24 protein-coding genes, 1 pseudogene and 1 riboswitch are annotated in these 26,928 nt (G+C 58.8%); of the genes and pseudogenes, 10 read left to right on the forward strand and 15 right to left on the reverse strand.

The annotated features are described in order from the left end of the window. Positions 1 to 10: 10 nt before the first annotated feature. The 9 genes and pseudogenes from ACR0C3_RS05765 to ACR0C3_RS05805 all read right to left on the reverse strand — a co-directional run bounded on the left by ACR0C3_RS05765 (position 11) and on the right by ACR0C3_RS05805 (position 7,304). A complete protein-coding gene (locus tag ACR0C3_RS05765) occupies positions 11 to 787 on the reverse strand; it encodes an ABC transporter ATP-binding protein (protein WP_170641309.1) in 777 nt (258 codons plus the stop codon). After that, positions 784 to 1,179, reverse strand: a complete 396-nt coding sequence (locus ACR0C3_RS05770; protein WP_480757625.1) for a DUF1636 family protein — start codon at positions 1,177 to 1,179, stop codon at positions 784 to 786. Before ACR0C3_RS05770 ends, ACR0C3_RS05765 begins: the two co-directional genes overlap by 4 nt. 58 nt (positions 1,180 to 1,237) lie before the next feature. Beyond that, positions 1,238 to 1,441, reverse strand: a riboswitch (cobalamin riboswitch). A gap of 35 nt (positions 1,442 to 1,476) precedes the next feature. Continuing rightward, positions 1,477 to 1,965, reverse strand: coding sequence for a hypothetical protein (locus tag ACR0C3_RS05775; protein WP_480757626.1), 489 nt, complete (start codon positions 1,963 to 1,965; stop codon positions 1,477 to 1,479). Beyond that, the gene (locus tag ACR0C3_RS05780) at positions 1,962 to 2,153 is read right to left on the reverse strand and encodes a hypothetical protein (RefSeq protein WP_480757628.1); all 192 of its coding nucleotides are present in this window, start codon (positions 2,151 to 2,153) and stop codon (positions 1,962 to 1,964) included. Before ACR0C3_RS05780 ends, ACR0C3_RS05775 begins: the two co-directional genes overlap by 4 nt. Positions 2,154 to 2,303: 150 nt before the next feature. Further along, a complete protein-coding gene (locus ACR0C3_RS05785; RefSeq protein ID WP_480757630.1) occupies positions 2,304 to 2,969 on the reverse strand; it encodes a D-lyxose/D-mannose family sugar isomerase in 666 nt (221 codons plus the stop codon). Positions 2,970 to 2,987: 18 nt separating this feature from the next. Then, a complete protein-coding gene (locus tag ACR0C3_RS05790; RefSeq protein ID WP_480757631.1) occupies positions 2,988 to 3,914 on the reverse strand; it encodes a carbohydrate kinase family protein in 927 nt (308 codons plus the stop codon). A 28-nt stretch (positions 3,915 to 3,942) separates the two neighbouring features. Further along, positions 3,943 to 4,902, reverse strand: a complete 960-nt coding sequence (locus ACR0C3_RS05795; RefSeq protein ID WP_480757670.1) for a glucokinase — start codon at positions 4,900 to 4,902, stop codon at positions 3,943 to 3,945. A 66-nt stretch (positions 4,903 to 4,968) separates the two neighbouring features. After that, a pseudogene (locus ACR0C3_RS05800) lies at positions 4,969 to 6,270 on the reverse strand (GH1 family beta-glucosidase); the annotation flags it as partial. Continuing rightward, positions 6,267 to 7,304 (reverse strand): substrate-binding domain-containing protein, encoded by a 1,038-nt coding sequence (locus tag ACR0C3_RS05805; RefSeq protein ID WP_170481250.1) that lies wholly within the window; start codon positions 7,302 to 7,304, stop codon positions 6,267 to 6,269. The pseudogene ACR0C3_RS05800 and the gene ACR0C3_RS05805, both read right to left, overlap by 4 nt. A 216-nt stretch (positions 7,305 to 7,520) precedes the next feature. Between ACR0C3_RS05805 and ACR0C3_RS05810 the strand changes: the two genes are divergently transcribed. From ACR0C3_RS05810 to ACR0C3_RS05855, 10 genes are all read left to right on the forward strand, one after another. Continuing rightward, positions 7,521 to 8,879 carry an ABC transporter substrate-binding protein gene (locus tag ACR0C3_RS05810; protein WP_480757632.1) on the forward strand — a complete coding sequence of 453 codons (1,359 nt, stop codon included), beginning with the start codon at positions 7,521 to 7,523 and terminating at the stop codon, positions 8,877 to 8,879. A gap of 55 nt (positions 8,880 to 8,934) precedes the next feature. Then, complete coding sequence (locus ACR0C3_RS05815) at positions 8,935 to 9,942, forward strand: carbohydrate ABC transporter permease (protein WP_170377422.1); 1,008 nt, start codon at positions 8,935 to 8,937, stop codon at positions 9,940 to 9,942. Between the two features lie 3 nt (positions 9,943 to 9,945). After that, positions 9,946 to 11,094 carry a carbohydrate ABC transporter permease gene (locus tag ACR0C3_RS05820; protein ID WP_480757633.1) on the forward strand — a complete coding sequence of 383 codons (1,149 nt, stop codon included), beginning with the start codon at positions 9,946 to 9,948 and terminating at the stop codon, positions 11,092 to 11,094. A 9-nt stretch (positions 11,095 to 11,103) separates the two neighbouring features. After that, positions 11,104 to 12,759: an alpha-amylase family glycosyl hydrolase gene (locus ACR0C3_RS05825; protein WP_480757634.1), complete on the forward strand. Its 1,656-nt coding sequence runs from the start codon at positions 11,104 to 11,106 to the stop codon at positions 12,757 to 12,759. Between the two features lie 3 nt (positions 12,760 to 12,762). Then, positions 12,763 to 13,845 carry an ABC transporter ATP-binding protein gene (locus tag ACR0C3_RS05830; protein ID WP_480757635.1) on the forward strand — a complete coding sequence of 361 codons (1,083 nt, stop codon included), beginning with the start codon at positions 12,763 to 12,765 and terminating at the stop codon, positions 13,843 to 13,845. A 78-nt stretch (positions 13,846 to 13,923) separates the two neighbouring features. Further along, on the forward strand, positions 13,924 to 14,670 hold the full coding sequence (locus ACR0C3_RS05835; RefSeq protein WP_480757636.1) for a sugar phosphate isomerase/epimerase family protein: 747 nt from the start codon (positions 13,924 to 13,926) through the stop codon (positions 14,668 to 14,670). After that, complete coding sequence (locus ACR0C3_RS05840; RefSeq protein WP_480757637.1) at positions 14,671 to 15,711, forward strand: LacI family transcriptional regulator; 1,041 nt, start codon at positions 14,671 to 14,673, stop codon at positions 15,709 to 15,711. Between the two features lie 27 nt (positions 15,712 to 15,738). After that, entirely contained in the window at positions 15,739 to 16,488 is a 750-nt protein-coding gene (locus ACR0C3_RS05845) for a basic amino acid ABC transporter substrate-binding protein (protein ID WP_480757638.1), read from the forward strand. 65 nt (positions 16,489 to 16,553) lie between these two features. Then, the gene (locus ACR0C3_RS05850; RefSeq protein ID WP_480757640.1) at positions 16,554 to 18,200 is read left to right on the forward strand and encodes an amino acid ABC transporter permease; all 1,647 of its coding nucleotides are present in this window, start codon (positions 16,554 to 16,556) and stop codon (positions 18,198 to 18,200) included. After that, on the forward strand, positions 18,197 to 20,158 hold the full coding sequence (locus tag ACR0C3_RS05855; RefSeq protein WP_480757641.1) for a beta-galactosidase: 1,962 nt from the start codon (positions 18,197 to 18,199) through the stop codon (positions 20,156 to 20,158). The genes ACR0C3_RS05850 and ACR0C3_RS05855 overlap by 4 nt, the downstream gene beginning before the upstream one ends. Before the next feature lie 10 nt (positions 20,159 to 20,168). On the opposite strand, the gene ACR0C3_RS05860 is transcribed toward ACR0C3_RS05855, so the two are convergent. The 6 genes from ACR0C3_RS05860 to ACR0C3_RS05885 are packed head-to-tail and all read right to left on the reverse strand — an operon-like array spanning position 20,169 to position 26,912. Continuing rightward, the gene (locus ACR0C3_RS05860) at positions 20,169 to 22,085 is read right to left on the reverse strand and encodes a beta-galactosidase (RefSeq protein ID WP_480757643.1); all 1,917 of its coding nucleotides are present in this window, start codon (positions 22,083 to 22,085) and stop codon (positions 20,169 to 20,171) included. Continuing rightward, the gene (locus ACR0C3_RS05865; RefSeq protein ID WP_480757645.1) at positions 22,082 to 22,942 is read right to left on the reverse strand and encodes an SMP-30/gluconolactonase/LRE family protein; all 861 of its coding nucleotides are present in this window, start codon (positions 22,940 to 22,942) and stop codon (positions 22,082 to 22,084) included. The genes ACR0C3_RS05860 and ACR0C3_RS05865 overlap by 4 nt, the downstream gene beginning before the upstream one ends. After that, on the reverse strand, positions 22,939 to 23,544 hold the full coding sequence (locus tag ACR0C3_RS05870) for a 2-dehydro-3-deoxy-6-phosphogalactonate aldolase (RefSeq protein WP_425085378.1): 606 nt from the start codon (positions 23,542 to 23,544) through the stop codon (positions 22,939 to 22,941). The genes ACR0C3_RS05865 and ACR0C3_RS05870 overlap by 4 nt, the downstream gene beginning before the upstream one ends. Beyond that, entirely contained in the window at positions 23,541 to 24,434 is an 894-nt protein-coding gene (locus tag ACR0C3_RS05875; RefSeq protein WP_480757646.1) for a 2-dehydro-3-deoxygalactonokinase, read from the reverse strand. Before ACR0C3_RS05875 ends, ACR0C3_RS05870 begins: the two co-directional genes overlap by 4 nt. 4 nt (positions 24,435 to 24,438) lie before the next feature. Continuing rightward, positions 24,439 to 25,203 carry an SDR family NAD(P)-dependent oxidoreductase gene (locus ACR0C3_RS05880; protein ID WP_480757647.1) on the reverse strand — a complete coding sequence of 255 codons (765 nt, stop codon included), beginning with the start codon at positions 25,201 to 25,203 and terminating at the stop codon, positions 24,439 to 24,441. Continuing rightward, positions 25,203 to 26,912 (reverse strand): IlvD/Edd family dehydratase, encoded by a 1,710-nt coding sequence (locus ACR0C3_RS05885; RefSeq protein WP_480757648.1) that lies wholly within the window; start codon positions 26,910 to 26,912, stop codon positions 25,203 to 25,205. The genes ACR0C3_RS05880 and ACR0C3_RS05885 overlap by 1 nt, the downstream gene beginning before the upstream one ends. Positions 26,913 to 26,928 lie beyond the last annotated feature (16 nt).

Here is a 26,928-nt window from a genome sequence, read left to right on the forward strand (position 1 = left end):
ATCTCTCCTGTTAAGATGAAAGCTTTCGTTTTCGGATGTCCAGCGCGGGGATCACGCGTCCTTCGTGCTGGAAACACAAATAGTCAACACCAAAAGTCTCGCGCACGCGGTCTGGCGTAAGAACCTCGGCGACCGGGCCGAAGGCCGTAAGCTGTGCGTTCTTCATCAGGGCGACGTGGCTGGCGAATTCGGGGATCATGACCAGATCGTGGACGATCATCACAACCGTCACACCCAACTCGGCCACCAGAGACAGCATGTGCCCCTTGGCATCCGGGTCCAGATGGTTGGTCGGTTCGTCCAAAAACAGCAGCGAGGGGTTCTGCGCCAAAGCCCGTGCGATATGGGCGCGCTGACGCTCTCCGCCGGACAGTTTTGCCATCTGTTTACCAGCCAGATGGGACAGTTCGGTGGTGTCTAATACGCGCTGCAGGTCCGTTTTAAGAGCTTCGGCGGATTTGTCGGCCCTGATCGGGATTTGTCCAAGGGCCACATAATCGCGCAGTTGCAGCCGCCCGTCGGGTATTTCCTGCTGGCCGACAACGGCAATCCGTCTGGCCCGTTCCAGCGACGACAGTTTCCGCAGGCTTTGCCCCTGAATGCGCACATCCCCCAGCGCCAGCTTTGCGACCCCGCACAAGAGGTTGAGCAGCGTCGTCTTGCCGGCTCCGTTCGGGCCAGCAACGGCCAATATCGCGCCTTCCTCAAGCGTGAACGAGGTGTCGCGCAGCAGAACATCGCCGTTCAGGGCGTAGTATTCTAGGTTTTCAGCGACCAGAAAGCTCATGCCGTGTCCTCCGATAGCAGGCAGGGCATGCGCGACAGGGTTTTGGTATAGAGCGCCAAGGGACGGGTAGAGGCGCTGGTCCAGCCATCCTCGCTGTCGCGGAATTGATGGGCGAACTCAGCCAAAGCGCTCAGATCGGCAGGGGATTGAATATCGCCAAACAGATATTGCGCCTTGCCCTTGGCCTGCAGCCCGACCGTCATCGGGCGGTCGCACCCGGCCATACATTCGATCAGACGTGTCGAGAACCCCTCGGGCAGCTGGCCGTCCAACGCTTCTTTCGCCTCATGCGCAGGGATCGGCCCTTTGCACGTGCCGCATATCAGGACGAAATGATCAGCCACGGCACGGGTGGCCGACTTGAACAAAAGCCAAGTGAAGGCAAAAGCCATGAATTGCATCAGCACGCAGATGTGCCATCGAGCCTCCTTCCGGGACACCCCGCCCCGGGTTGGTTAATCTGTGATGGCAGGTCTCCTGACTTGCGGGTCGTTGCTCGGCCAACCTTCCCGACCTTAGGGGCCAGTGGTTCTGTGGCGTCGCTCTCCGCTTACAGTTGCGGGGGCAGTCACGGCATTGGCCTTTGGGCCGCACCGTATTCCCATTTTCATCCCTCAGGCACAGACCGTAGGGAACCATCCAGAGCAGCTAGTCTGCTCGCGCTCCTCTTGTCAAGCGCCGGAATCGCGCTAATGGACCACGCGCAGGGTTGGCCTGCGGGCGGGTTGGCCCGGTCGGACGACACTTGTTGGGAACTGGCTGGCCAAGGTCAAACCGGCCTGTATCAGGTGCGCGTCCGGGTAGCCTCCGGTCAATTCGTTCAAGGCATCGCGCGCTGCTGGAGTTTCGTCGCGGCGCATGTGATGCAGCATCCGGAGCAGGGCGTGCTCCTCACATGTCAGTTCGTGCCGTTTTTCAACACAAAGCGGGTCGTTGAAGACCAGACCCAAAGGGCGGGTGCGTAGCGTGGCCTTGATGATTTTGAAGACCAGATGTGCCAGAACCAGCTCCTGATCACGCCCCCAGCGTTCGGTTGCGACCGTGAAAGCATGTTGCCAAGCCTGCGTTTCCGGCTCGGTGAAGCTAAGGATGAAGTGCCGAATGACAGGCAGCAAACCGCGTTCGAAACCGTCAAAATCGGTGAATGGCAATGTGTGGTTGGATGCCGAGTGTTTCATGCGCGTTCCCTTTTGGGTTTGAGGGTTTTCGCAACCAATGGGTGGACGTTTAACGGAAGTGTGTTGGGATCAACCGGCGTTTCAGGGCGCGGCGATGCGGCGCGAGCTGGAAAAGTGAGATCAGCCTCGATCGCCTGCCTCAGTTTTGGTTTCAATGCGCAGCCATAGCGGCTGGCAACGGCGTCCATGGCCAACAGGTCGGCGAGGGATTTTCGCATGTCAGGTTATCTTTCGGTCGCAAAATTGGGACCGGGCGATGATTCCAACGGAATCTGACTGGGTCAGCCGTTAACTGACAAAAACAGTCAGAAAATACAAGCGCGAAAGTCTTAATGAAGTCAGTAGTCGGCAACCAACAGGAAATCCGGGGCTGTGTCTTCTTCTATTGTTGCAAAGCGGGGGATCGGGTCTTCGAATACGTTGTCCGTCCGGTCGTCATTCACGGTTGAGACTTCGCCAATCAAACAATCCGCACCTTCCGCCCAAAAGGCGTGCCAGACGCCGGGCATCAAGGTCACGCTCTGACCTGGCTTCAGGCGCAGATGCTCTCCGGGCTGTATGGTGACAGGGCAGGCATCGCTTGGAACGGTGACCGCGTTATCGCGGTCGATACCGCCATCGGGGTCCGACGCATAGATTTCCATAACTAGATCGCCGCCCCCACGGTTGATGATGTCCTCGGCTTTGACGATATGGCGATGCATCGGCGATAGCTGTTTGTCGCGAGAGATCAGCAGTTTTTCGGCATAGAGCATACCGCGCCCCCGGCTCAGATCGCTGACGTTACCGTTGCGCAGGGTGAACAGAAACAACCCAAGTTCATCAAACTTGCCTTGACCGTAGTCGGTGATATCCCAACCTAGCCCATGGGCACGAATACTGTCCGCCTGGGCGCTGCGCATCTGGTCAGGTGTCCAATCTGCGAAAGGCGGCAGAACGGCACCAAATGAACTAATGAATGCCTGGGCTTCGGTCTTGATACGGTTGATTTCGGATCGTTTCATCTTGGACTCTTCGTAGGGCTATAATTCATGCGACCAGGGCGGATTTGCTCCGGCGCGCGAGACGGTGACGGCAGCCACCTCTGCGCCCAAGGTTAAAGCGTCACGTAGCGCATCCGGGGACAGTGCTTTCAAGCCGGACTTTGTCAGCTGGCCAGCCTGTTCCAGCGAGGCCAGAACCCCTGCATTGAACGTGTCCCCCGCGCCAACCGTATCCACAACTTGCACCGGTTTGACAGGGACTGAAACCACCGTGCCGTTGGCCAGATACCCTGAGGCGCCCTCACTTCCACGGGTGACGATGACGGCAGAGGGGCCTGCTTGAAGTAGCAAAGGGACTTTCTGATCATGGCTTTCCGGGCCGGGGATGATCCAGTCCAGATCCTCATCCGAGACTTTGACGATATCGGCCTGTTCGATCATTTGGTTCAACCGCGTGCGGTAGCGGGTTTGATCCTGTATAAAACCGGGTCGGATATTGGGGTCCAACATCACAGCACAGTTCGCGCCGTGTTGCGCCAGCATCGCTGCATAGGCATCCGCGCAGGGCTCGCAGGCAAGGCTGATGCCACCAAAATAAAGCGCTGAAACCGCGGTGAGTTGACGCGGCATATCCTCGGCCCGTAGCATCCGACCCGCAGTGTTTTCATCGACAAACGTGTATGTGGCGTGACCGTCCTTCAGCTGAACGAAAGCCAGCGTGGTCGGCCTGTTCGAGGCAATCACATGTGTCGTGTCCACGTGGCTGGCCCGCAGGTCACCGGTCAATTGCTGCCCGAACATGTCCGAGGACAGACCTGTCAGCAAGCCTACGGGCGCGCCCAATCTGCCCAAAGCGATAGAGGTATTGAATATGGCTCCGCCAGAATGGGGAACGAAACCGTCCCGCCCGGACAGGGTCGGTTCGGCAATCATGTCGATCAGGGCTTCTCCGCAACATAGGATCATCCCACATCCTCTTCCAAAATGCGCTCAGTTATCGCTGAAGCGCATTTTTACAGAAGTTGTTAGCGCCAACAATGCCAAATTCGGCCTGTTCCGAGATATAAAGGTTCATCGACTGCCGCAACTCGCTGAAGCGCCCGCCTGCATTGAACGCGTTACGGAAGGTTTCGCCAAACATCCAGCGGTTTTTCTCGGCGACGCCGCCTACAAGGAACACGCCACCGGCAGGCATCACGGTGACGGCCATGTCACCGATCAAAGCACCCAGATGGCTGATGAACAAATCTGCGGTGCGAACGGCGATCCGGTCCTTACCGTCACGTGCGTCCTGCAGGATATCTCGAGCGGTGCGAACCGGAGGTTGAGCCTGGCCTGCCGCCATGCCTGCGGCCTGATACAGTATTGGCAGGCCGGTTCCGCTGAGGAACATCTCGGCCTCCAGCACAAGGCTGTTGTCGAAAAAGCATTCGGGTGCCAGTTGACGGGCTGCGTCGAAAACGTCGACCTCATCCCGCGTGCGCGGCGACAGGCCCACATGGCCGCCTTCGCCCGAAACTGTGTGGAAATGCCCCTCGGAGTAGAGCAGCGCACCGACGCCCAAACCAGTTCCAGGCCCCACGACCAATCGCGTGCCCATCGGTGGAGTGGCAGAGCCTTGCAGGACAGATACCTCAGCCTCCGTAACTTCAGCCACGGACCACGCTGCTGCGGTGAAGTCATTGATCACGTAGGTGTTGGTGGCCCCTGTCGCATTGGCCAGAGCGTCCTCGGACAGGTCCAAATTCGCGTTGGTCAGTTGGATGCGCCCGTCACGCACTGGTCCGGCTCCGGCTGCGACCACGGCTTGTGGCGCCGTGCCGATCTCAGCCCGAATATTATGCAACGCATTCAGCAGATCGGGCAGGGTCCCCGTCGGATGTTTGTGCAATGCGGTCAGCTTACCATCAGAGACAACGCCCAGTCGCGTATTCGTACCACCTATATCGGCCACCAATGTCCAATGTGGTCGCAAAGACCCGGACGGCTGGCGATAGGCCTGCCGGTCGGCGGCACCCTCGGAAAGTGCGGCCTTTACGGCAGCGAAGGAGGCTTTGGGGCTGCGGTCCAGCGTCTCAAAATCCACGTCTACCAATCCAAACCGTTTTTCATAGCCATAGGCCCACTCGTAGTTATCCAGCAAAGACCAGATGAAGTACCCCTTCACGGGAACATCCGCAGCCAAAGCCTGTTGCACCGCCGTCAAGTGATCGTCCAGATAGGCGATGCGCTCATCGTCCTGCTGGCGCTCGGCGCTCGCCATGCCGTTCTCTGTAACATAGATCGGAAGATCACCGGTATAGTCTTCTGCGGTTCTTTTCAGGAAACGGGTCAGGGCGTCGGGGTCGATTTCCCAACCCATCTGGGTTTTGGACAGAGGGCCGGGCACTTCGGTCAGGCTTGGCCAGGTGCTGTCTGCCGAGGTAATCAACTTGCGGGTGTAGTAGTTCAAGCCGCACCAATCGACCGGTGCCCCGATTGTGTCGAAATCATCTTGCCAACCCTCGGGCAAATGAGGCTCCAATCCCTGCAGCACGTTGTCGGGATAGGCTTTTTTAAACACTCCGCCCAAAAAGAACCTGTTGTAGATCCCGTCATAGAGTGCTGCCGCGCGTTGAGCAGCAGCACTATCATCAGCGGGCTCCGCCCATTCGAGGTTGAAGACAGCACCCAGATTGGACATGCCCAAACTACGCATTGTTTGAATGGCGCTGCCATGGGCCAGAAGGACATGATGCATCGAACGTGCGGCCGCACGAATATCGCGCAAACCCGGTGCGTGAAGGCCTTCGAAATGGCTGAGCCAGCTGACGCACCAAGGCTCATTGATCGGCGCGACCGAATACATGCGGTCTCCGATACGGCCCATGATCACCTGAGTGAAATCGGCGAACCATCCGGCGATATCCCGATTGCGCCAGCCCCCCAGATCGGCAAGCGTCGAAGGCAACTCCCAGTGGTAGAGCGTCGCACAGGGGCGGATGCCGCGTTCAAGCAGCGCGTCCGCCAGGCGGTCGTAGTAGTCGAGCCCGGCTTGGTTTACTTGCCCTCGACCTTCGGGCAATACACGCGCCCAGCTGGTCGAAAAGCGATAGCAGTCAAATCCTGCATCCTGAACCAGATCAAAATCTTCTTCGAACCGATTCAGGTGATCGCAAGCGAGTGCGCCATTTTCCGCGCCGACGACATTGCCGGGCGTGGCTGCGAAACTGTCCCAATGCGTCCGACCCGCACCGCCCTGTGCGTGGCCTTCAATCTGGTAGGCGGATGTTGCGACGCCGAATAGAAAATCGTCGGGGAAGTCGTTGCGTGTATATTTCATTGTCGAACCCCACTGGGCGCAGGCCCGGTTGATCGCCCGACGACCAACTCGGCCTCAAGTAACCTCTTATTTACCGGCGCACCCGGAGACTTGATCCGTTGGATCAGCATCTCGGCCGCCATTTCGCCAGCGTCCCGAACGGAGGACCGCGTTGCTGTGAAGATCGGCACATCCTGACCATTTTTCAGGTAGGAAAGATCATCGTCATGGGCGATGACCGAAATATCCCGCCCCATCTGCAGCCCGGCTTCTTCCAAGGCGCGGCGCACGCCTATGGCTGTGATCATCGACGAGGCTAGAATTGCGGTCGGTGGCTCTGCGATCTGCAGCATCTGATGTGTTTCCTGGTGACCATAGACCTCGGTCATTTCAGCGCTGCGCATTAAGGCGGCATCCGGCGTCAAGCCGGCTTGCTGTAGAGCGTCCAGATATCCGGCGCGACGGCGTTGGGCAAAGTCCATATCCTCCAGCCCATTGATCAGGGCGATGCGACGATGGCCCAGATCAATCAGAAACTGCGTCGCGCGCTGGAACGAACTTTTGTTGTTCACATCAATCCAGTCATATGCAGCCTGCACACCGGTTGAGCGGCCATGAACGATAAACGGCACCGCCATCCGCGTCAGAACCTCGATCCTTGGCTCGTTGACCTTTGGGCCTTGAAGCACGACACCATCGACCGCCCCGCGTTGAAAGAGATTGCGATAAGCCGCCTCGATCGAGGTGTCATCGGCGTTGGTGAACATCATGTCATAGCCGTGCTCGGCATATGTTTTTGACGCTCCGGCGACGAAATCGCCGAAGATCGGGTTCACCATTTCATGCCTTGATGAGCTGGGGATGACGTGACCGATGACCATGGATTTGCCCGTCGCCAACCCCTTGGCGCGACTGTTGGGGCGGTAGCCATGTTTGGCAGCTGCAGCCTCGACCCGCAGACGTGTTTCAGCGTTGACCTCAGGATAGCCGTTTAGTGCCCGGCTGACCGTGGTTTGCGAAAGACCCAGTGTTTCAGAGAGCTGCTTGAGGTTCATAGGTAGTCAAAGCGCCTTCAAATCGAAGGCTTTACTGGTGAGGTCCTGTTTTGTGCGCCGGCCAACCTGTTGTGATAACAGGCAAGCATGTTTTTCTGACTTATTCGAAAATACGACTCATTGACAGAGTAAAAATGTTAGCGGATAACAATAATCATTCAAAGCGCTTTGAAAATTGTAACGCGAAGGCGCTGGAGAGTATTGGGAGGAGATTTCATGAAACGCACGCTGTATGGAGGTGTGGCCACGTTTGCCCTGACTGCCGGGGCAGTTCACGCACAGGGTCAAATGATCCACCCCGTTGGAGAGGGTGGCTTTGACTGGGACGGGTTTCAGGCTTTTGCAGACGCTCATGATCTGAGCGGTCAGGACCTCACCATTTTCGGCCCTTGGCTTGCAGGTGAAGGACAATCCTTCGAAAATCTGGTCGCCTATTTCGATGAGGCAACGGGCGCAAACTCCAGCTATGTCGGCTCGGACTCGCTGGAACAGCAGATTTTGATCGACGCAGCAGCCGGATCAGCGCCAAACCTGACGGTTTTCCCTCAGCCTGGCCTTGCGGCGAACATGGCCAAGAACGGCTATCTGACACCGCTTGCCGAAGGATCGGCAGACTGGATCAAGAACAATTTCGCCGCCGGTCAGTCCTGGGTCGATTTGGGAACGTTTGAAAACGCAGACGGAGCCAAGGATTTCTACGGCTTCTTCTTCAACGTGAACGTCAAGTCTCTGGTCTGGTACATCCCCGAGAATTTCGAGGACTTCGGCTATGAGGTCCCTGAGACGATGGAAGAGTTCAAAGCGCTTATGGATCAAATGGTCGAAGACGGTGAGACGCCACTCTGTGTCGGCCTCGCATCCGGTGGCGCGACGGGTTGGCCCGCAACGGATTGGGTTGAGGACCTGATGCTGCGCACGCAACCGCCCGAGGTTTATGACCAATGGGTTTCGAATGAGATGAAGTTCGACGACCCGCGCGTGATTGCCGCGATCGAAGAATATGGCAGCTTTACCCGCAATGACGATTATGTGGTTGGGAACGCAGACGACACGGCTGCGATCGATTTCCGCGATAGCCCCAAGGGCCTGTTTGACAGCCCGCCTGCCTGCATGATGCACCGCCAGGCCTCGTTCATACCAGCCTATTTCCCGGAAGGAACAGAGCTGGGCGTGGACGCCGATTTCTTCTATTTCCCGGCCTACGCTGAGAAAGATCTGGGCACACCGGTTCTGGGCGCGGGCACCTTGTTCACTATCACAAACCCAAGCCCGGCGACTGAAGTGTTCATGGAGTTCCTCAAGACCCCGTTTGCGCATGAGATCATGATGTCTCAGGACGGGTTCCTGACGCCGCATCTGGGGGCAAACCCCGAGAATTATGCCAATGACACACAGCGCGGGCAGGGCGAGATTCTGACCAACGCCACCACGTTCCGCTTTGACGGCTCAGACTTGATGCCGGGTGCAGTCGGTGCGGGCACGTTCTGGACAGGAATGGTCGACTATTCCTCGGGCGCGAAGGACGCGGCCACTGTTGCGGGCGAAATCCAGTCGTCGTGGGATGCCGCGAAGTAACTGACGCTTCGGGGCGGCTATTTGGCCGCCCCGTTTTCAAACCGACGAGGGCATCATGACACCGGCACTTCAGGGCCTGCTGACCATCATCATCGGTGTGTCGGGTTGCGTGGGCTACTTCTATCTCTCGAACCAATTCCTGGACAAAGTCCTGTTCCCGCCGCGCGGGCCGAACGCAGGGCGCAATATCAACCGCGCGAACATGATCCGACCCTGGCTTTTCCTGTTCCCCGCGCTGGCGGCGCTTGGCCTCTATCTGGCTTATCCGGTGGTTGAGACGCTGCGCCTTTCACTCACGGAGCGCGTGCCCGGCGGCGGGTACAGATGGGTCGGTCTGGACAACTACACCCAGATGGCGGCTGAGCCGAAATTCTGGGAAGCCATGCGCAACAATATGTTCTGGCTCATCGTGGTGCCCGCGATGTCGACCGGTTTTGGTCTACTCGTGGCGCAGCTGACCGATCGCATCCGCTGGGGCAATTTTGCCAAGTCGCTGATCTTCATGCCGATGGCGATTTCCTTCGTGGGGGCCTCGGTTATTTGGAAACTGGTCTATGACGCGCGCCCAGCGGAACAGGATCAGATCGGTATTCTAAACGCCCTCTATATCTTTTTCGGCGGGACTGAACCGCAAACATGGCTGACCGTTCCGTTCTGGAACAGTTTCTTCCTGATGATCGTTCTGGTCTGGATTCAAACCGGATTTGCCATGGTGATTCTGTCGGCGGCCTTGCGCGGCATCCCCGAGGAAACGGTCGAGGCCGCCATTCTGGACGGGGCTAACCCGTTCCAGATTTTCTTCAAGATCAAAGTGCCTCAGATCAAGACAACAATTCTGGTGGTCTGGACGACGATCACAATCACCGTCCTCAAGGTCTTCGACATCGTCTTTGCCATGACCAATGGCCAATGGGAGACGCAGGTGCTGGCCAACTACATGTACGACAAATTGTTCCGCGCCAATGATTGGGGGGTGGGGTCGGCCTCGGCCATGGTGATCATGTTGCTGGTCACTCCGATCCTGATCTGGAACGTGCGCAACGCGCGCAAGGAAATGGAGTAGGCCATGAGCGATATTGCAGGAACCAAACCGGCACTGCGCTGGGTCGTACATGCCTCGGTTGTCTTTCTAGTGGTGCTTTGGGTGATCCCGACCCTCGGTCTGCTGATCTCATCTTTCCGGACTGCGGATCAGATCTCGGGCAGTGGCTGGTGGCGATCGATCTTTCCGTCTGAGCAGAACCTGACCCTGCGCAGCGCCGCACCTGAAACGCAGGTGCTGGTGGATGGCCTTTACGTGATCGAAGGCCAGCTTTTCGGGGATGACGAGCAGGTGAAGATCTCCAACTGGGGTATCAGTGCCCGTGAGGTTGATGCCTTTGTCCCCGGTGACATTGCCGAGCTGCGTCGAGGCGGCACGATCACCGTTGATGCGGACGGCGCCTACAGGATGGAGAACACCGAGGAGTTCACCGGAAACCGAGGTGCCCGCGTGTTCGTTACGGCCGAATTGCCGCCTGAATTTACCTTGGACAACTATCGAAAGGTCCTGCTGGATCAAAGCAGTTCCGACAGTATGGCCAAAGCCTTCTTCAACACGCTAACGGTTACAATTCCCGCGACAATCATCCCGATCCTCGTTGCGGCATTCGCAGCCTATGCACTGGCGTGGATGGAGTTTCCGGGCCGTGCGCTGCTGATCGCGGCCGTCGTTGGGCTGTTGGTCGTGCCCTTGCAATTGGCGCTGATCCCGCTGTTGAAATTCCACCTGAACATCGGGATTGGCAAAGGCTATCTGGGCGTCTGGCTGGCCCATACTGGCTTTGGTATGCCACTGGCGATTTACCTGCTGCGCAACTACATGGCCGGGTTGCCGCGGGATCTGATCGAGAATGCTCGCGTCGATGGCGCGACCGAGTTCCAGATCTTCACCAAGCTGATCCTGCCGCTCAGCTTCCCCGCGCTGGCCTCTTTCGCGATCTTTCAGTTCCTTTGGACATGGAACGACCTGCTGGTCGCCAAGGTCTTCCTGATCGACGCGACCGGCCAGACCACTGTCATGACCAACCGCATCGTCGAGCTTTTGGGCACACGAGGCGGCAACTGGGAAATCCTCGCGACGGCGGCCTTTGTGTCGATCTTTGTGCCGCTGGTCGTGTTCTTCGCAATGCAAAAATACCTGGTCCGGGGCCTGTTGGCCGGATCCGTCAAATAGAGGCGTCTGATGAACGTGCAAAACACCGTAGAGCTTTCGAACTCAACCAAAGCGACATCCGAGTGGTGGCGCGGCGGCGTGATCTACCAGATATATCCGCGCAGCTTTCAGGACAGCAATGGCGATGGGATTGGAGATCTGAAGGGTATCACCCAACGGCTCGACTATATCGCCTCGCTCGGCGTCGATGCGATCTGGATTTCGCCTTTCTTCAAGTCGCCGATGAAGGATTTCGGCTATGACGTGAGCGATTATCGTGATGTCGATCCGATGTTCGGCTCGCTTGAGGATTTCCAAGAGCTACTGGATCAGGCCCACGCAAAGGGTCTGAAAGTGATGATTGATCTGGTGCTGTCGCATACTTCGGATCAACATCCGTGGTTCACCGAAAGCCGTGCCTCAACAGACAATCTGAAGTCCGATTGGTACGTCTGGGCCGACCCCAAACCTGATGGGACGCCGCCGAACAACTGGTTGTCGATCTTCGGAGGATCTGCCTGGCAGTGGGACTCGCGCCGACTGCAATACTACCTGCACAACTTCCTGACATCGCAGCCGGACCTGAACTTCCACTGTGAACAGGTGCAGGACGCGCTGCTGGACGTGGCCCGGTTCTGGCTCGAAATGGGGGTCGATGGGTTCCGCCTGGACACGATCAACTTCTATTTCCACGACAGGCAGTTGCGCGATAACCCCGCGCTGCCGGTTGAGGAACGCAATGCCTCGATTGCGCCCGCGGTGAATCCATATAACCACCAGAATCACCTCTATTCCAAAAGTCAGCCGGAAAACATCGCCTTCCTAGAACGACTGAGGGCGCTGACCAACGAATATGAAGGACGCGCCTGTCTGGGTGAGGTCGGTGACGCGCAGCGCGGGCTTGAGATCATGGGGGAATACACCTCGGGTGACGCCCGTATGCACATGTGCTATGCGTTCGAGTTCCTGGAAAAACGCGCGTTGACAGCGGCTTACGCAAAACAGGTGTTCGACCAGCTTCAGGCCAAGGCCGGAGATGCTTGGCCTTGCTGGGCGTTCTCGAACCATGATGTTCAACGCCATGCCTCCCGCTGGAACCTCAGCGATGCAGCAACGCGTCAACACGCGGTTCTGATGATGTGCCTGCGGGGCTCGTCCTGTCTGTATCAGGGCGAGGAACTGGGTCTGCCTGAGGCCGATGTGCCTTTTGAGCGTTTGCAAGACCCCTATGGCGTTGAGTTCTGGCCTGAGTTCAAAGGCCGTGACGGATGCCGGACGCCAATGGTCTGGGCTACTCAGGCCGAACAATCGGGCTTTAGCACCAGCGAACCTTGGTTGCCTGTCAGTGCGGCCCAGTCCGAACGTGCGGTTGATCGTTTGGAGGCGGATGATCAATCCATGCTGCATCACTATCGCCGCGCGATTGCTCTGCGACATGCGCATCCGGCACTGGCTGCGGGGGCACAATCGGAGATGGAGCAAGTCGGAGCCGTCCTCGTTTTCCGCCGCGAAAACGCCCGTGAAGAGGTGTTCTGCGCCTTTAATCTGGGACGCGAAGCGGGGCAGGTCGATCTGCCCTCCGGCAGCTGGCAGGCAATTGGACAGGACATTGGCAGTGTCACGGGTGAAGGTCGCGTCACGCTGCAACCTGCCGAATTCTGCCTGATGCGCAGGGACAAGGGGTAAGTCATGTCAGAACTCAAACTCACAGATGTGGCGAAATCCTATGGGCCAGTCGATGTTCTGAAGCACATCGATCTGGATATAGAGCAGGGCGAGCTGATCGTCTTTGTCGGCCCGTCCGGGTGCGGAAAATCCACGCTTCTCAGGATGATTGCGGGGCTGGAGAAGATCACCGGCGGCACGCTGGAGATCGAAGGTCAGATCATGAATGACGTGCCGCCCGCGCAGCGCGGCATCGCCATGGTGTTCCAATCCTATGCCCTCTATCCGCATTTGACCGTGCGCGAGAATATGTCTTTTGCGCTCAAGATCGCCAAACGGCCCGCCGCAGAGATTGACGCTGCTGTTGAGCGCGCGGCTCAAATTCTGCAATTGGACCCATATCTTGATCGCCTACCCAAAGCCCTTTCTGGTGGTCAGCGCCAGCGCGTCGCGATCGGGCGGGCGATTGTGCGGGACCCCAAGGTCTATCTGTTTGATGAGCCGCTCTCGAATCTCGATGCAGCGCTGCGCGTCGCCACGCGGATTGAGATTGCGCGCCTCAAAGAGGCGATGCCCGACAGCACCATGATCTATGTGACCCATGATCAGGTCGAGGCGATGACCTTGGCCAGCCGCATCGTTGTGCTGGCCAACAAAGGCATCGCCCAGGTTGGCACCCCGCTTGAGCTGTATGAAACCCCGGACAATGAGTTCGTTGCCCAGTTCATCGGCTCGCCTTCGATGAACCTGTTACCCGGAACGATCACTGGCACTGGGCAGATGACGACGATAGCCTTGGAGGGCGGAGGCATGGCGATTTCCGCGATCCCGACCGGGCCCGAGGATGAAGGCAAGCAGGTAAACATCGGCGTCCGGCCCGAAGATTTCACTTTGACGGATAGCGACCCGATGCTGAGCGGCGAGGTTGATTTCACCGAAGCGTTGGGTGAAGTGACTCTGCTCTATTTTGCCAAATCCAGCGGCGCGGATCAGGTCATCGCCAAATTGCCTGGTATTCAACGGAACCTTCGCGGGCAGCAGGTTTCGGTCACAGCACGGCCGGAAAAAGTGCATCTGTTCCATAACGGTCTGTCCATGCGCAAGTGACTTGGCGCGCTGCTTCAAGCCGCTTGACAACTCATACAGCCCCGTTCAACCATTATTGAAACGTTTCAATGGTGGCAAATGCGGGTTTCTGCGCAGCTATACACAGTTCGGAATTGTGGTGATCTTGGCGATCAACTGCAATTGGCGGCGGCCTGTGGCTATGCAGATGTCGAAACGACTGGGTTGCACGACCTGACAGCGCGTCAGATGGCCCGGATCGTTGCGCAATCTGGTTTGCGGGTCCGTTCGGCGCATTTCGACTGGGAAGAGTTCGAGGGGCGACTACCCGAAATTCAGGACCTTCTGGAACGATTGGAATGCCCAGTTGCCGTCATGCCTTGGCTGGCACCAGCGGCGCGGCCCGACACTGCCGAGGGATGGAAGGCTGTGTCGGGCCAGTTATCGCAATGGGCTGCGCAACTGTCAGGTTCGGGCGTTAGACTGGCCTATCACAACCACGATTTCGACCTGGTCGGGTACCCCTCGCAGACGCCGTTGGAGATGATCCTGGAGACAGGGAACGTCTATTGGCAGCCCGATATCGGTTGGCTGGGGGCGGCCTACCTGGACCCGGTTGAGATGATTGAGCGCTATGCCGACCGTGTGGTTTCGGTCCATGCTAAGGACGTGGATCCCAGCCAAAAGGGCGACGCTAGGTGGCGGGATTTAGGGCAGGGCGACATAGACTGGAGCCCGGTTCTTGACGCTCTGGATCGCACCGCCTGTTCGGATCTGTTCGTTGAACATGACGAGCCTCCTAGCCCGGCAAAGACTCTGACAACAGGAAGGCGCTTTCTGACCGATCTTTTGAAAGGTCGTATCTAGATGGCCCGCGCAACGATCAAGTCTATCGCCAAGCAGACAGGCTACTCCGTCGGTACCGTATCCAATGCGTTGCGCGGGGAGGACTCGGTCAAACGCGAAACCCGTGAAGAGATACAGAAAGTGGCCGTGGAGCAGGGTTACAAAGTAAACCTTGCTGGGCTGAAATTGCGCACGAACAAGTCCTACCGGATCGCGGTACTGGTGGGCGTCTCCGCTGACGCAACCGAGGAGTGGGAGGGTGTCGAGTTCACCCGAATTGTGGCTGGCATCTCAACCGCTTTGCAGGGGTCACGCTATGAGCTGAGCGTGTGCAGTGTGGCTGATCTGGACGACGCGATGGCCGCCCTTCGCACGATCGTACAGGAACGCTCGGCGGATGGGGTGATCTTTTCGGGCACCCGACGAAACGACCCGCGTATCGCCTATCTACAAAGTCAGAACTTCCCCTTTGTAACCTATGGCATGAGCGACAGTTCTGAACCTCATCCCTATGTCGATTTCGATAGCGAAAGTGCAGCGCATGATGCCACAGAGCGGCTGTTGCGTTTAGGTCATCGACGAATTGCTCTCATCAATCCACCCGACGAATTGGTTTACACCGGACAGCGTCAGACTGGCTATGCCGCCGCACTACAGACGGCGGGCGTGCCCGTTCAACCCGATCTGATCTACAACGGCCCCACAACGGCGCAAAGCGGCCAAGAGGCTTTTCGCAGCCTGATGCAGCGTAAAGACCGCCCGACCGGTATCATTTGCGCCAATGAGGCGATGACATTGGGCGTTTTGTCGGCTGCCGCCGAAGATGGCATCAGGGTCGGGCGCGATGTTGTGGTCATTTCGACCGATGACCTCCAACTCAGCAAGTATTTCGTGCCTGCGCCCAGCGCCTATTACGTGCCGATTGACGAGACCAGCCGGTTGCTGGGCGCGTTCATGTTAAAATCACTGGACGGGGTCGATCCGTCCGAAATTCAAAAGAAGATCAGGGCCACGTTAATCGAGCGGCAACCTGACACACCTCCGCCGAACCCGGCGATTTGACCTGACCCAATAAAGGAGAAACCGAACATGTTCAAACATCTACTTGCCGCTGCAGCGGTTGCAACGATGACGGTTCCGGCCGCTTTTGCCGCTGATTTGGATGGGCGCGTATTAAAGATCGGAACGGACGCGACCTATCCACCGATGGAGACCGTCGACGAGACAACGGGCGAGATCGTGGGCTTTGACGTCGACGTGATGAACGCCATTTGCGAGCGCGTGAACTGCGTGCCGAATTTCGTCAATACCGCGTGGGACGGCATCTTCGCAGCCCTTCAGCAAGGTGAGTTCGATCTGGTCATCTCGGGCGTTTCGATAACGCCGGAACGGGAAGAGACCATGGATTTCTCTGAGCCATATATCGTGGTCAGCCAGGCCATCCTGTTGCAAGTCGACAAGGGCGACACGACCCTGGATGACTTCAAGGCCGGAGGTCTCAAGCTGGCCGCTCAAACCGGAACAACCAACGCTCAGCTGGCGGAAGAGCTGGTCGGGCGCGAGAATGTCAGCCTCTATGACAACTTCTCGGCCGCCATTCTGGCGTTGCAGAACGCTGACGTCGAAGGCGTGATCATCGACGGAACTTCGGCCACCGCGTATGAGCAGGAGTTCGCGGGCGAGTTAACCGTGGGCATTACCGGCCTGCAATCCGACCCTCTGGGGATCGTGTTTCAGGAAGGTGATCCGACCGTCGATGCGATCAACGAAGGTCTGGCCGCAATTCAGCAAGACGGGACGTTGGATGAGCTGAAAGCCAAATACTGGGGCACCAACTGATCCTTTGAACCCCCTCCAGCCCCGGCGGGTTCTGCCGCCGGGGCTTTGACTTAGCGGAGAACCCCATGTCGCGCCTCAGCTCGATCCGCCCGAGCAACCTCGTGTTGCTCGCAGCCGCGCCATTTATCATCTATCTGTTTGCCACTTCATCCAAATACTTGCGATCTCTGGTCGCCATTCTGGGAATCGGCAACAATGCAGGGCCGATTTTCGTGGGGTTCTTGCTTGTCCTTGCGACGGCGATCCTCGGCTATCTTTGCGCCCGGCACACCCGGTTCGAAGCGCAAGCGCCCGCATGGCTTCGGATTTCGGCATTGACGGCTTTTCCGGCGGCGGTTGGCCTGTCCATTCTGGCTTTTGTCGCCCCGCATGTCCTGATGCCCTTCGCCGAGTCCGTCTTTTTTCATGCGCTCAGCGAGAATACCTCGACCCTGATTGATCGCACCAACCAAACGTGGGTTTTGTTTCCCGAAGTGGTGGCACAAGTTCAGAGCGGCTTGCAGATCCTGCTGGCTGTCTATGCTGTGATCATCGCGCTGTGCCTGATCTCTAGTCGTTTGACGAAACCTTTGCGCGGGCGCGTGCAGCTTGGGTTCGAAATTCTGACGGGCGCCGCGCTGTTCTACCTGATGTTCATGGCCCATTGGCAATTCGCAACAGGCGTCGCCATCACGTTCCGCGCCGCGATCTTTGCCTATATCTTCGCAGCGATCCTTGGTCTGATCTGGGTGGGGCTGCAGTCTTTCCAGCCAAAGGCCCGGACAACGATGGTCTATGGAGCGATCAGCCTTGCGTTGCTTGCGGTGTCCACCTTTTTCTTCATGCAGCCCAAGGTCAGCTATGTCCTTGTCGGCAATACCGAGGGCCGTATTGCCATCGTACGCGGTACCCCTCAGGCGCAGGCCGACGTGATCCGCTTCCGCGAATTCGAGGGCGGCGGCGATCAGCAAATCCGGATCCGGAGCGCCCCGGACGCTGCATCCGCGATTGAGCAGATAGAGACCGTCGACAGCGTCTCGGGCGCCTTTGTTCCAGTTGAGGCCCACTCGCAGGGCTATCCTGTGATCTGGCAAACCAGCTTTTTGCCGGACAAGTTCCGAAATCCGGGGTTGGCTTTCGCGGTTTTCGGTTTCCTTTTGCTGACACTGACGGTCGGTGGGTCCCAACACAAACTGCACCCGCTTGCGGTCGGCGCCGAGTTTTTCGTGGACACGATCCGAGGCATACCGATGCTGGTGATCATCCTCTATATCGGCCTTCCTCTGGCGGGCGCTGTCAAGGATGCTACTGGCGGTGGTATCGACATGACCAACATGACGCGCGGGATCATCGCCATTTCGGTTGGGTATTCCGCCTATATGGCCGAGATCTTCCGATCCGGCATCGAAGCTATACCGAAAGGCCAGCTCGAGGCTGGCAGCTCGCTGGGCCTGTCACGCTGGCAAACTGCGCGGCTGATCGTGCTGCCACAGGCCTTGCGGATTGTCACACCGCCCTTGGGCAACGAATTCATCGCGATGATCAAAGACACCTCGCTGCTGTCGATCCTGTCGGTGCGCGACATGACCCAACGCATGCGCGAATTCCAAGCCTCCAGCTTCCTGCCGTTTGCGCCCTTCAACACGGCGGCGATCCTCTATGTCGTGATCACTCTGGGTTGCGCCAGCTTCCTGAAATGGATCGAACGGCGAACCGCGAAGGACACCAGATGAGCAAACTTGAACTGGGCGTTTGCTACTACCCCGAACAATGGGGCCCGTCCCAATGGCGAGACGATGCCGCGCGTATGGTCGAAATGGGCCTCGATTGGGTGCGGATTGCCGAGTTCACCTGGGGCCTGATCGAGCCCCGGCGCGGTCAGTTCGAGTGGGGTTGGCTGGATGAGGTCATCGGGATTTTGGGTGAGGCTGGCCTGCGGGTCATGATGTCTACTCCAACGGCTTCGCCACCCAAATGGCTGATCGACGAGTACCCGGAGATTTTGCCCGTCGGCCCTGACGGTCGCGTGCGCGGCTTTGGATCGCGCCGGCACTATTGCTTCTCCAGCGATGTTTATCTTGAGGAGTCCAAACGGATCGCCACCGAATATGCCCAGCGCTATGGGCAAAACTCGCATGTTCACGCGTGGCAGATCGACAACGAATACAATGACCACGACACCGTCCTCAGTTACTCGGACGCGGCTCGCAATGGGTTTCGCCGGTGGCTGCAAGAGCGCTATGGCGCGATTGAAGAACTGAACCAGAGATGGGGTACGGTCTTCTGGGGCACGCAGTATTCACGTTTTGACCAGATCGAGCTACCAAACGGCTTGGTCGCGGCCGCGAACCCGACGCAATCTTTGGATTTTGCGCGTTATTCCTCGGACCGGGTCCGACTGTTCAACAAGGCTCAGGTGGATATTCTTCGGGCGCATTCGCCGGGCCGGGATATCACGCATAACTTCATGGCGGGCAGTTTCGAGTATGATCACCACGCGGTGGGCGCCGATCTGGATATCGTAGGCTTCGACAGCTACCCGCTGGGCAATCTGCTGGGATCATCCCTGTCTGATCAGGACAAGCATCGCTACTTGCGAACCGGGGCACCTGACTATCAGGGGTTTCACTGCGATCTCTATCGTTCGCAGGGACGCGGGCGCATGTGGGTGTTAGAGCAGCAACCCGGTCCCGTCGACTGGGCGGAAAAGAACCCTTCGCCCGCAGATGGAGCGGTCCGGCTGTGGACCTGGGCAGCCTATGCTCATGGTGCGCAGGCGGTGATGTTCTTTCGCTGGCGGCAGGCCAAGTTCGCTCAGGAGCAGTTCCACACCGCGCTTTTACGGTCGGATGGCAGTCCGGATCAGGCAGCGGTTGAATTGGCGCAGGTGGTGAAGGATCGCGCGGCTTTGCCGCCGGCCAAAAGGCAGAAGGCCCAAGTTGCAATGCTGATCGACTATACGTCGATCTGGGCGGCGGATATCCTGCCGCATGACGATGAGTTTCCCAATGCGAACATCCTACTAGACTGGTACGCGGGTTTGCGCTGTTTCGGCGTCGAGCTGGATTTTGTCGGGCCAGAGGACGACCTCGATGGCTATGCCTTGATCGTTTTGCCGCAGAGCATGATTGTCAGCGACGACTTGGCCTCAAGACTTCAGGCGACGTCAGCGAAACTGTTGATCGGGGCGCGGTTGGGTAGCAAGACGCCAGATATGCACAGCCCGGATAGCCTCGCGCCGGGAGTGTTGAGTGATTTGACAGGTGTTCGCGTTTTACGAGTCGAGTCCTTGCCCGATCTTGCGGATGAAGCCGTGCAGTTGGGCGAGCAAAACCCGCGGCCATTCACGGGATGGCGCGAAATTATCGAGACAAGTGAAGATGTTATCGGCCAATTCGTCAGTCGATATCAGAATGGCAGCCCGGCGGTCACTCGCTCGGACAGAACGACCTATCTTGCGATGGTCCCGAGCGGCGCGTTGTTGCAGAACATTCTGCGCGACGTGTTGGATTGGGCGGGGCTGCAGGTCATCGAAACGCATCAAGATTTGAGGCTCACCCGACGCGGGGACCTGCGCTTTGCCTTCAATTTCGGCGATCAAGATCAACCGCTGTCTGAGAACTCAAAGCGCTCTCTTCTGGTCGGAGAAGACCCGGTCGCCCCTCACAATCTTGCGATCTGGACGGAATAGCGCGCCCGTATCAACCCTCCGAGGACGCGCTGTTTTCGAGGATTACAACGTCGCAGCCCGCAATGGTGTGTCCGTTCCATTCAACTGGATCGGCATTGTAGTTGATAAGAAACGTATGCGCGGCTGATTCCCGAAGCCGCAGGCCCTCGGGCATCGGCTGCAGCGTTAGGCTGGTGTGGTGCGCCGCCAGTCCGATGAGACGATCCCAGAGCGCCTCGTCGGGGAAACCCGCCAGATACCAAATTCCGTCCCCCGTTTTCACAGCAGGGGTACCATCCTCAAACTGCAATAGGTCCGCTCCGTCTCCCGACAGACGGTCGAGCCAGTGCTGCGCGGCTCCGCCCCCGACGACCGGGCGTTTGACACTCGGCGGCAAGGTTTCAACCAGATCGACATGGCAATCGACCGCGTCAAGGCCGGGGCGACCTGACAGTGGGATCTGAAAATCGCGGGTGATTGCGCCGCTGCGCGGGCCAAGGATGGCAAGGTCGCAGGCCTCAGATAAACGCGCCTCCAACTCGGCGTCAATAGTGGCTATTCCCGGCGCAAGGATAACGGCGTAACCTTTCGGCAGGTGCTGAGGTGAAAGGATGTCCACCGACAGCCCGGCCCGACGCAGAGCGCGATAGGCCGAGAATACCAGCCGGAAATAGTCAAAACCTGCGCCCTGCGGCTGCGTGGTCCACGCCCAATCCGAGGCATAGTCGAACAGGATCGCAACCTGCGCCTGTTTCTGGTGCACCGGATCGATGGCCTTCAGTTCGTCCGCCGTCTGGCGCGCCTCGGCCAGACCGGGGGCCGCGCGGCTGTCTGGTGTCAGTAAGCCTGCGTGCATCTGCTCTTGCGCAAATGGTGCTTGGCGCCAGCGGAAGTAGCTGACCACCTCGGCCCCGTGGGCCACGGCCTCAAGCGACCACAGCCGGACCATACCGGGCAGGGGAGCGGGGTTGTAGGGGGCCCAGTTTACGGGGCCGGGCTGTTGCTCCATCACCCACCAACGACCACGGCCAACCGCGCGATAGAGGTCATGGTGAAAGCCCTGCATATCCGGATCGCCTTGCTGCAGGAATTTGGCCTTGTGTTCGGCGTCGTCCTCCAACCGGTCCGATAGAAACCCAATCGGATAACTGTCCCAGGTGGCGATATCGAGGTCCGCGCCAACATCGAAATGGTCGAACTCAAGCACACGTCCCATGTAGTTATGCGACAGCGGCGCATCGGTCAGCGGGCGCAACACTTCGGCTTGAGCCTTGTTGAACGCCACCACCTGGTCAGAACTAAAGCGTCGGAAGGCCAGAACATGGGCAGGGTTCGGCTCGGTCACGGTTAGGTTTGGAAGGTCGATCTGGTCAAAATGGTCGTATTCCATCGACCAAAACACATTGCCCCAAGCGTCGTTCAGGGCGTCGATGCTGCCATATTGATCCGCCAACCAAAGCCGAAACGCTGCGAGCGCAGGGGCGCTGTAGCTGATCGTGGTGTCGTGGCAGCCATATTCATTGTCGATTTGCCAAGCCGCCAAATGCGGATTGTGGCCGTAGCGTTCGCCAAAGATCCGGGCGATGCGGACGCACTCGTCGACATAGCCCGCATGGCTGAAGCAATAGTGCCGACGTGACCCGAATTTACGCGGCTGACCTTGGGCGTCGACGGCCAGCATATCGGGGTGTTTGTCCAGCATCCAGCGCGGAGGCGTCGCTGTGGGCGTCCCCATAACCACCTTCAAACCGGCCGATCCCAGCACCTCGACGGCGCGATCCAGCCAGTCGAATTGCAGGTCGCCGGGCGAGGGTTCCAACCGGCTCCAGGCGAATTCGCCGATGCGCACCCAGCTCAGGCCCGTTTCGACCATGCGCGCGGCATCTTCGGCCCAAACAGCCTCGGGCCAGTGTTCGGGGTAGTAGCAAACGCCTAGTTCGGGGGTCATAGAAGGACTCTATGTTCCGGTTGGCCCTGGCCTGCGTTCGGCTCGGCAAAGGTCATTCCGTTAGCGGGTTGTGTTTCAAGCGTCTCAGTGCTCAGCCCTTCGCGGGCCGTCGTGCAGAACAGCGTCGTCAGATCGTCTCCGCCAAAGGCGGGGCAAGACGTTTGAGCGGCGTCAATGGTGACCGCGCGCAGGAACTTGCCCGTCGGATCATAGGCCGCGACCCGGCTCGCCCCCCATTGAGCGATCCAAACGTTCCCAGCGGAATCAACCACCGCACCATCCGGGTTCAAACCGTCTTCGTTCAGATCCAGAAAGACCGAAGGTTCCCCCTCAGGCCAGCCGGTTTCGGAGTTCAGATCCCACCGCATGACCTGTCGAGTCGCGGTGTCTGCGAAGTAGGCGCAGGACCGGTCCGGAGTGAAACAGATCGCGTTTGAGATGGTGATACCCGGCGCCAAACGGCGCAACTCGCCCTTGTAGAACCGGTAGATTGAGCCAGCACCGGGTTCCGCGCTTTTGCCCATCGTCCCGATCCAGAACCCGCCCCACGGATCGGCGCGGCCGTCATTCGAACGGGTGACGGGATTTTCAGCCTCTAGCGGGACAACCAGTGATTTCTCACCCGTGGCCAGCGAAAACCGCCACAACCCGGATTCCGAGGCCATCAGCAGAGTGTCACGGTCCACCCAGCCTGCGGCTGAGACATATTCGTCGAAATCCCAGCTTTTCTGCGCCTCGTCCTCGCGGGTCAGAAGGCGTTTGCCGAGGATGTCGAACCAGAACAGCTGCTTCCGCTCTGGATGCCAGAGGGGACCTTCGCCCAGAATACACGGGCGGTCGTCGAAAGTGACGCTCATGCAACGGCCTCGTCATAGGCGGCTACGATCCGGATGGCGCGTTCCGAGATTTCCGCGATCTCCATGTCCGGCTTGAACAGGGCCGAACCGATGCCGAACCCGTCCGCGCTGGCTGCGATCCATTCTTCGAAGTTGTCTGTGCCCGCACCGCCAACCGCGAAGATCTGCGTGCCCGCAGGCAAGACCGCCCGCAAAGCAGACAGCCCGGCAGGGCCAGCCAAGGAGCCAGGGAACAGCTTCAAACCGGTTGCACCCGCTTTGAGGGCCGAAAAGGCCTCGGTCGGGGTGAAGATGCCCGGCCAAGATTGCAGCCCCAGTTCGCGACTGCGCCGGATCACATCAGGATCGGCATTGGGTGAGACAATCAGCTTGCCGCCCACATCCCGCACGGCCTCAACCTGCTCAGGGGTCAGCACCGTGCCCGCGCCGATCAGGGCGCGATCGCCGAACGCCTCGACCAGAGTCCCGATGCTCTCAAGAGGATCCGGTGAGTTCAGCGGCACCTCGATCCGGTCGATCCCGGTTTCGATCAGAAGTCGACCGACTTTCTCGGCGCTCGAGGGGGTCAAACCTCGCAGAATGGCAATGATAGGGCGGCTCATACGGTTTCTCTTGTCATATTGCGGGCTTTGTTCAACCCGGCCAGAGTGGATGTGGTGGCGTCGGCCATCTCGACAAACGCGCCTTGCGGTTGCAGCGCTTGCGCGTAGGCGGCCGACAGCCCCTCGGCCCCGATGATCGCGATCTGCTGACCCAGCCAATAGGGGCGTGAGGCCGCAAGTTCGGCCCCAATCAATAGCCCGGACAGACGCGCGCGGGCCGTGCTGCCATCCTGCCCGTGCAGCAAATCTGCGGCCCGCAGGCTGAATAGACGGGCGGCAAGCTGTTCGGGTTTGGACAGAGTATCCTCGACGGCCTCAGCAAACGCGGCCTCGTCCCAACCTTCGGTCACCGAGTGCCGAAGGACCGATTGACCGCGTAGCAAGTCGAACAGCTCTCCGGTCATGAACGTGCGGAAGCTGACCACTTCATTCGCGCTGACCTGCACCCATTTTGTGTGAGTGCCGGGCAAGCAGATTACCCCATCCCAGTTAGGGTGCGTATCCAGAAATCCCGCGATCTGCGTTTCTTCGCCGCGCATCACATCCGGCGGGGACGCCTGTTTCAAACCGGGTACGACAAAGGCGCGGATCCGGGAATCTGTGGCCGGCGCGCGGATCGGAACGCCCTTCACAGGCGCGGTTGGAACAGCAGCATAGGGCGCTTCAACCCATCCCTGACGGGCGCCGACCATGCCGCAGGCGACGACATCGACAGGGGCATTGCCCAACCAGCCCTCGATCAATGCCAACAGGGCGTCCTCAAACCCGCCTTTGGAGACGCGCGCCATGCCCATGTCTGACTGGGCGTGGTCAATAGGGGTCGACCCTTCCATCGCCCAGACGCGCAAGTGCGAGGTGCCCCAGTCCGCTGCGATCCATTCTGGTTTCATAACTCTACCCCGTTACCACGACGCCACCATCGGCAACCATGCATTGTCCGGTCATGGCGTGGCTGGCGTCCGAGGCCAGAAACAAGGTGGGTCCGATCATGTCGTCGGGCTTTAGATGTTCTTTCAGGCATTGGCGATCCAAATGTGCCGCCAAATCTTCGGGCGTGGCCCACATGTCCATCTGCTTTTGCGTCAGAACCCAACCGGGGGCCAGTGCGTTGACGCGGATGCGTTTCGGTCCAAGCTCGCGCGCCAGCGAGCGGGTCATGCCGGTGATGCCCGCGTTCGAGGTCGTGTAGATCGGATAGCCCGCGTTGCCCATCATATAGCTGATCGAGCTGAAATTGATGATGGAGCCGCCATTCTCCATCTGGCGTGCGGCTTCCTGACAGGCGAAGTAGTAGGCCTTCAGGTTAACCTCGATCATCCAGTCCCAGAAGTCCGAGGTCGTCTCCTCCAGAGAGTGGCGCTGATCGTTGGCGGCGTTATTGACAAGCACTTTGATCGGTCCTTGGGCATCGGCGGCCTTTTGCATGGTGGCGTGCAACAGTTCCGTATCGGTCATATCGCCCTGCATGAACAAGGGCGCGCGACCGTGTTTGGCACGCATTTCTTCCACGAAGGCACTTGCATCCGAGCGACCGATGAAGGCTACGTTGGCCCCTTGAGCCATGAACCCGTCGGTCAGCGAAGCGCCAACGCCCGAGCCGCCGCCGGTGATATAGACTGAGGCCCCTTTCAGGTCCTGGAATAGAGCAGGTTGGTCCATTAGTGGCTCTCTCTTGTAACGAGGCGTGTGTCTTTGCCGACAAGGAAATCAAGGTCAGCGCCCTGATCGGCTTGCAGCACGTGGTCGATATAAAGGCGGGCGTAGCCGCGCGTGTAATGCGGTGCCTCCGGCTGCCAGGCTGCTCGGCGGGTGTCGAGTTCCGCCTCATTGACCAGCAGCTCAAGCTCCCCCTTGCTGGCGGAGACGCGGATGCGGTCGCCGGTTTTGACCAGTGCCAATGTGCCACCGGCCTGCGCTTCGGGGCTGACATGCAGGATGACAGTACCGAAGGCGGTGCCGGACATGCGCGCGTCCGAAATGCGGATCATGTCGCGCACGCCTTCTTTCACCAGTTTCGCCGGGACCGGCATGTTGCCGACCTCGGGCATGCCGGGATAGCCCTTGGGTCCGCACCCTTTGAGAACCAGAATGGTCTCGGGCGTCACAGGCAGGTCTTCGCGGTCGATATTGGCCTTCAGGTCTTCGATGCTTTCGAAAACAAAGGCTTCGGCCTCGGTTTCCAGCAACTCATCTGTTGCCGCCGATGGTTTCACAATGGCTCCGTTTGGGGCCAGATTGCCGCGCAGAACGCGCAGGCCGGCTGCGGGTTTGACCGGATCATCGAAGGGGCGGATCACGTCGCGATTGTAGCACTCTGCCCCGTCGTAGTGGGCCGAGATATCCTTGTTCAGAACCGTTTTCGCAGGGCGCAGGAAGGACTTGATTTCATTCAGAACCACAGGCACGCCGCCCGCGTAGCAGAAATCCTCCATCAGATATTTGCCAGACGGCATGCAGTTGACCAGCAAGGGAATCTCAGAGCCGATTTCAAAGTCTTTCAGTGTCAGATCGACGCCAACCCGACCTGCCAGCGCCAGCAGGTGGACTACGGCGTTGGTCGAGCCACCCACGGCGGCATTGGCCAGAATGGCATTCTTAAATGCTTCCTTAGTCAGGATGTCTGAGGGTTTGAGGTCTTCGTCCACCATCTCGACAATCCGCTTGCCGGTCAGGTGTGCCAGCGCCATGCGGCGGGCGTCAACGGCGGGCAGCGCGGCGTTGGTTGGCAGCGACATTCCCATGGCTTCGACCAGCGAGGCCATGGTCGAGGCCGTACCCATCGTCATGCAAACCCCGGCGCTGCGCGACATTCCGGATTCAGCGTTCATGAAATCCTGCAGGGTCATCTCGCCCGCACGGACCTCTTCCGAGAACTTCCAGACATCGGTGCCCGATCCGATATCCTTGCCCTTGAACTTGCCGTTCAGCATTGGCCCGGAACTGACCACGATCGAGGGCAGATCGACCGAGGCCGCGCCCATCAGCTGCCCTGGCGTGGTCTTGTCACATCCGCCCAGCAGAACAACGCCGTCAATGCCGTAGGCGCGGATGGATTCCTCAACATCCATGGCCAGCAGATTGCGGAACAGCATGGCGGTGGGCTTCATCTGGGTCTCGCCCAGCGACATGACCGGGAATTCGACCGGGAAGCCCCCAGCCTCCCACACACCGCGCTTCACGCCTTCGGCCAGATCTCGCAAGCCTGAGTTGCAGGGCGTCAGTTCAGACCACGTGTTGCAGATGCCAATGATGGGGCGCCCGTCAAAGGCGTGGTCAGGGAAGCCTTGGTTTTTCATCCAGGAACGGTGGATGAAACCGTCTTTGTCGAGTTTTCCGTACCAATGAGATGAGCGGCGTTTCTTTGTCATTCTGGCTTTGGTTCTT

The organism is Ruegeria sp. CK3 (assembly GCF_056536565.1).